Consider the following 4,408-nt stretch of genomic DNA (forward strand, 5'->3'; position numbering starts at 1 on the left):
CCCCAGAACCAGATCCAGTGAAGTAACCCGTACCGCTCCACGTCTCACTTGATTTGACACGCTCCGAGAGTGCGGTCCGGTGTTCTGGCTCTAACACTGGCCCTCAACTAGACCATCATTTTGTTCTGATGTGGAAGAGACATGATGTCGTGGGAGACTGGACACTTTGTTCTGCGCACCTAGGCCCAAAAAAATCTCTCAAGTCAGTCCGCTGTGGTAGCTCTGCTCCATCTCACTCGGGACCTCGGAGCCTCGGGTAATGTCCTGATGTCTTCGCGGGACTTCGTGAACCGCTGAGCCTGGACGGTCCCTATGCAAGCTCCGCGAAATAGTCCTCGTCGACGGAGTACACGAGATAGGTCTCCTTCACCTGGACACCCACCTTGTACCTCAACATCAGACGCACCAACTGGGCGCCTCCGATCAACACGACCCTGGTAGGTACAGATCCCGCGTACTCCTTGGCGTGCTTGGTGAAGTCACTGGTTGTGATGAACACGCCCCGCTGGGCACCGCGTCCATGAAGGGCCCCGATGAAGGCCTGGACCGCTTCCCTTCCCACTGAATTACCCGTGGCGTAACGCTTGGCTTGGACATAGACCTGTTCCAAGCCCAGTGCATCTTGGTCTATGACTCCATCGACACCACCATCTCCTGAGCCTCCGATGCGTCGGCCTCTTTGCTCTGTGCCTCCGTATCCCATGGCGAGGAGGAGGTCGACCACTGAACCTTCAAAGAATTCGGGGTCGGATGACTGGAGCCTCTGGAGGAGATCCTCAGCTACCTCGGAGTTCAGTTCCTCAATGCCAACCTCGACTTGCTCCGTGGGAGTACCTCCAACCTCGCCTACAACCTCTTCAGCAGGTATCGCGGCGGAGGTCGCCTCGGCCTTTTCAGGCCAAAAAGCCTTGAAGACTCGGTTGGCTTCTGAATAGTCGCTCACACCTTGCGGGTTATTGGCGTACCACTCCCGACCAGCATCAGTGATTGCCTGAACGCCTCTCCGAACGGCGTGTACATATCCCGCTTTGGATAGGTGAGTGATGGCCCAATCGACTCTGTTCGAGGCCCTCAGATATCCACTTGGGATCCTCTCGGCCCGCGCCTCTGCGGAGATTCCAGACGCATCGAGGACTTTTTCTCGCAAGATCCTCCGTGGAAGCTCTGGCTCGCGAGAGAGTACGGCCAGGATGTGCTGAACAAAGACTGGCCAAGGAGGGACTTCGCTCGAAGGAGCAGGCGTGGACTGCCGAAGGTCAACCATTGTTTAACCCTAATCTACCTGCCAAGGTCATCAGTCGTGATTACTCGCCTTTTGAAGGCGCTGGTCGAAAAGGTATGTAAGGCGTCATTTGCTGTTCATGGAATCCCGCACCGACCGCCACGCGAGATCAGAAAACCTCAAGTTCAACACGCGCAAAATAAGTTGGCAGGCTGTTCGGCATGTGATCGGATTGTGTGGGGCAATCGGGGGTATTTGGAGGACGCGTTCAATGACCATTCGGCATATCCGGGGAAGCCTCTAGCATTGATGCAGGCGCAGAAAGCGCTCCGGTTTCGTTTTCCGGTAAATCGCACTCTAAGGATTCGCACATGTCGGAAGAGACCCGCTCCACAGCCGATCGATCCATGGCCCATTTCCCGTACTTCACCGTCGCGCTTAGCTCCAAGGGTCACGAGGCCTCCGCCCTGCCGCACGGGAACATCCACGTCAACACCGGACCTGCCGTGGAGATTGTCACGGGAGAACCGGTAAGGTTCACGCTTCGCGCTGCAGACCCTCATGGGCGCCCTATGAAGGTTCAAATGCTCACTAACGAACAGCGGAACCGAAAGGACTTTGACGTCCATCCGGATAGGGACCTGGTGGTGGAATGGACGCCTGGAGCTGACAAGCACCGCCAGTCTGTCCAGTTCCACCTGCGCGGTGAGCACGACGACATGCACCGCATCAATAGCGGAGTGGATCAACTGATGGGCTTCGAGTTCATCGCTTTCCCTCGTTCCTGACGGCCCCGTCATGTCGGGTGAGAGCCCCTTTGGTGGCGTGAGTATGGCAGTACCGATTCCCTCCGTTGCTGTTGACCCATGCTCTACAGGTGCTCATGGTTCAACCGATTCGACAGTGAATTCGGTGGGAGCCACCCCGGGAGTGGAGGTGCCAGTGGTGGGCCCGAGTGTTGCTGCCCTAGTGGCGTCCGGTGAGCATATGTGGAGCGTGCCACCCCGGGGTGCATCGAACACATCGCAGGTGTACTGGCGGCCGTCTGGGGTGTTGATCATCCAAGGCACGTTGTTCCTCCTGAGATGGATTCAATCTGACGTCGTGGGTTGGATGCTAGTTGTGTGCCGCATAGGGTCGGGGGATGGAATCTGTGCCGGTCTGGGTGTTCTTCATACCTGTTGTGGGCTTTGTGATGGGCCCGTTGTTGATCATCTTTCGGAAGCGTTTTCAGCGCGACGTTGTCGCCATAGAGAAGAAGATCGGCTTGCCGAAGCTGATGCGTTTGGACGCATTCAGCGACAACGGCGGGGCGACGCTGGTCATTGGCATTGGGTTCATCGTGATCGCGGTGCTGCAGGTGGTCGTGCTCATCACTCAACTCTGAGTTCGCGTCATTCCTAGCCATAAGGTGGGCCGTTCCAATGCTCGTGCCGTGCGGCTGGTGTTGTCACGGATCTCGCGGAGGGTGGCCAAGATGACGTGGTCGGCGGCCTGAGTGGTTTCTGTTTCGTCGCCGGTGACGGTACGGGTGAAATTCGCAGTCATGGGTGTCTTGGGCGGCGGAGGACTCATAACGGGCGAGCCTCTCCACCTGGAGTATGAGATGGGTTTCCTACTGGGGGGCGATGCTTGTCGCAGTGGGGTTCCGTAGCGTCAAAGGCATGGAAAACATGTCTGAGTTTCTGAGTATCACCGGTCAGCTTCCCTTGGTGTTGTTCGGTGCCCTGGTGTTGACGCTCGCGGTGTTGGGGTCGGTTGTGGCTTACGACGCCCGAAGAGACCAGGGCGAGCAGCTCACTCATCGGTGACTACGGTCCGGGCAGGCTTCCAGCCAGTGATCGAGGGGGTTTCGTGGAGCCTCCTACCGGATTTGAACCGGTGACCTTTCCATTACGAGTGGAACGCTCTACCAGCTGAGCTAAGGAGGCATGCGCCGGGCGCGATCAACAATGGTACCGCCCGGCCACACAACCCCGCCACTTCGCACTGGAAGAGCACTGTGACCCCTGCCAGCGTCACCTCAAAGGAGCGTGCGCTGCCGCATGATCATCGTCCGGCATGCGTGGGTCCTCCGATTCAGGCACCACCATCACCGGACCAGCCGCGTGCATCAGCAACGAGGATGACGTCGACCCCAACAGGGCACTGGCCAGCCCGCCACGCCCCCGGGTTCCCACCACCGTCAGCTGCGACTTATGCGTCTCCTCCCGGAGAACCTCCACCGGCAGCCCATCGATCACCGCGCAGCTGATCACCAAATGTTCAAAATGCTCAGATAGCCACCGCACAACAATCTGCAGCCGGTCCTCCAGCTCTTGCCGGCGCCGCTCACGCTCATCATTGCGAGGACCCAACTCCGGATACCACATCAGGGCGCCATCCAACGGCGGCACAGCCATCACCACACGCAGCGGAACCTGGTGATGAGCGGCGACCTCGGCGGCCCGCAAAGCCGCATATTTCGACCCGTGGGATGAGTCCATACCCACCACAACCGGACGCTCATCGCTGCTGATCCACGGGTCGTCACCCTCAGTGGTGAACTCGTAGCTGCGACCAATGACTACCGCTGGGCACGCCGAGTGCGCAGGCAAAGCCGATGACACCGAACCCAGAACACGGCCGATGAACCCGCCCAGGCCGCGGGCTCCCACCACCGCGATCTCCGCATTGGGCGAATGGGCAACCAAAACCCCGGCGGCGTCGCCATACTCCACATGGAAAGTGGCCTCGCCAGGGAAGTCCCGGAGAATCTCGCGAGCCTCTGCCAAAGTCTCTTCCGCACCCTCACGGGCCAACGACCGGCCCGTCATCTCAGTGGTGCTGTCGGTGTACCCAGAGATGGCCCGAGGGACAGTGAACGCGGTGATCACCGTCACCGGCACGCCCCGGCGCCAGGCCTCCGCCGCACCCCACTGCAACGCTCGGATCGCATGATCTGACCCATCGAATCCGACCAGAACTCCCAGTGATCCATTCGTGTCCAACACCATGGCTGCCTCCTGAGCATTGCCTCGCGGTGACGACCTCGTCACGCGCTCTCAGGCTATCAGTGGCGCCAATCACATGACCAGAGCTAATGCGCTGCCATTGCAGTGCTCCGAAGGGATGGGAGAAGGTCCCGTTATCCTGCGATCCACCGGTCGATCTCAGAGTGCAGTTCCTTGGCCCGTGAATCCTCAA

The 4,408-nt window shown here is 59.2% G+C and carries 7 protein-coding genes, 1 tRNA gene and 1 pseudogene; 3 read left to right on the forward strand and 6 right to left on the reverse strand.

All coding sequences use genetic code 11. The features are described from left to right. Positions 1-310 precede the first annotated feature (310 nt). Positions 311-943 carry a restriction endonuclease gene (locus tag FEF26_RS15090; RefSeq protein ID WP_243730622.1) on the reverse strand — a complete coding sequence of 211 codons (633 nt, stop codon included), beginning with the start codon at positions 941-943 and terminating at the stop codon, positions 311-313. Positions 944-973: 30 nt separating this feature from the next. Beyond that, positions 974-1,264, reverse strand: a pseudogene (locus FEF26_RS16200) (winged helix-turn-helix domain-containing protein); the annotation flags it as partial. A gap of 329 nt (positions 1,265-1,593) precedes the next feature. Here FEF26_RS16200 and FEF26_RS15095 point away from each other — a divergent pair. Beyond that, positions 1,594-2,010 carry a hypothetical protein gene (locus FEF26_RS15095; protein ID WP_138254362.1) on the forward strand — a complete coding sequence of 139 codons (417 nt, stop codon included), beginning with the start codon at positions 1,594-1,596 and terminating at the stop codon, positions 2,008-2,010. Positions 2,011-2,103: 93 nt separating this feature from the next. Here FEF26_RS15095 and FEF26_RS15100 read toward each other — a convergent pair whose 3' ends face one another. Further along, positions 2,104-2,292, reverse strand: coding sequence for a hypothetical protein (locus FEF26_RS15100; RefSeq protein ID WP_138254363.1), 189 nt, complete (start codon positions 2,290-2,292; stop codon positions 2,104-2,106). Positions 2,293-2,366: 74 nt separating this feature from the next. Between FEF26_RS15100 and FEF26_RS15105 the strand changes: the two genes are divergently transcribed. Continuing rightward, positions 2,367-2,609, forward strand: a complete 243-nt coding sequence (locus tag FEF26_RS15105; RefSeq protein ID WP_138254364.1) for a hypothetical protein — start codon at positions 2,367-2,369, stop codon at positions 2,607-2,609. Here the strand turns inward: FEF26_RS15105 and FEF26_RS15110 are convergent. Beyond that, complete coding sequence (locus tag FEF26_RS15110) at positions 2,600-2,770, reverse strand: hypothetical protein (protein ID WP_166433073.1); 171 nt, start codon at positions 2,768-2,770, stop codon at positions 2,600-2,602. The genes FEF26_RS15105 and FEF26_RS15110 overlap by 10 nt on opposite strands. Before the next feature lie 125 nt (positions 2,771-2,895). Between FEF26_RS15110 and FEF26_RS15830 the strand changes: the two genes are divergently transcribed. Continuing rightward, the gene (locus FEF26_RS15830) at positions 2,896-3,033 is read left to right on the forward strand and encodes a hypothetical protein (protein ID WP_166433074.1); all 138 of its coding nucleotides are present in this window, start codon (positions 2,896-2,898) and stop codon (positions 3,031-3,033) included. Between the two features lie 44 nt (positions 3,034-3,077). Here FEF26_RS15830 and FEF26_RS15115 read toward each other — a convergent pair. Next, positions 3,078-3,153 (reverse strand) — tRNA-Thr (locus FEF26_RS15115). Positions 3,154-3,240: 87 nt separating this feature from the next. Next, positions 3,241-4,218: a universal stress protein gene (locus FEF26_RS15120; RefSeq protein WP_138254366.1), complete on the reverse strand. Its 978-nt coding sequence runs from the start codon at positions 4,216-4,218 to the stop codon at positions 3,241-3,243. Positions 4,219-4,408: the final 190 nt, after the last annotated feature.

It is taken from the genome of Nesterenkonia salmonea, from assembly GCF_005771525.1.
Classification (GTDB): Bacteria; Actinomycetota; Actinomycetes; order Actinomycetales; family Micrococcaceae; genus Nesterenkonia; species Nesterenkonia salmonea.

Excerpts from the sequence above, each read along its gene's own strand:
- FEF26_RS15095 (WP_138254362.1), top strand. The coding sequence starts at position 1,594 with ATGTCGGAAGAGACCCGCTCCACAGCCGATCGATCCATGGCCCATTTC.
- FEF26_RS15105 (WP_138254364.1), top strand. The coding sequence starts at position 2,367 with ATGGAATCTGTGCCGGTCTGGGTGTTCTTCATACCTGTTGTGGGCTTT.
- FEF26_RS15110 (WP_166433073.1), bottom strand. The coding sequence starts at position 2,770 with ATGACTGCGAATTTCACCCGTACCGTCACCGGCGACGAAACAGAAACC.
- FEF26_RS15830 (WP_166433074.1), top strand. The coding sequence starts at position 2,896 with ATGTCTGAGTTTCTGAGTATCACCGGTCAGCTTCCCTTGGTGTTGTTC.
- FEF26_RS15120 (WP_138254366.1), bottom strand. The coding sequence starts at position 4,218 with ATGGTGTTGGACACGAATGGATCACTGGGAGTTCTGGTCGGATTCGAT.